Origin of the sequence: Petrotoga sp. 8T1HF07.NaAc.6.1, from assembly GCF_016772115.1 — a bacterium.
Taxonomy (GTDB): domain Bacteria; phylum Thermotogota; class Thermotogae; order Petrotogales; family Petrotogaceae; genus Petrotoga; species Petrotoga mobilis.
In genome coordinates, this window is record NZ_AUPG01000051.1 from 1 (window position 1) to 221 (window position 221).

1 pseudogene is annotated in these 221 nt (G+C 46.8%); it reads left to right on the forward strand.

Annotated elements, in window-relative coordinates:
• Positions 1–10: 10 nt before the first annotated feature.
• Positions 11–161, forward strand: a pseudogene (locus tag NAAC61_RS11435) (thiamine pyrophosphate-dependent enzyme); the annotation flags it as partial.
• Between the last annotated feature and the right edge of the window lie 60 nt (positions 162–221).

The window sequence follows — 221 nt, forward strand, 5'->3', positions numbered from 1 at the left end:
CNNGAGGATNCCAGTCGGGCGTCATCAGTTCAAGAGCTGGCAACTATTCGGGTGGAGAATTTACCGGTGAAGATGATGCTGTTGAATAATCAGCACTTGGGTATGGTGGTACAGTGGGAAGATCGTTCTACAAAGCGAATAGAGCTCACACATATCTAGGGATCAGCAAGGAATCGGAGATATTCCGAACATGCTGAAGTTTGCTGAAGGTTGTGGAATTC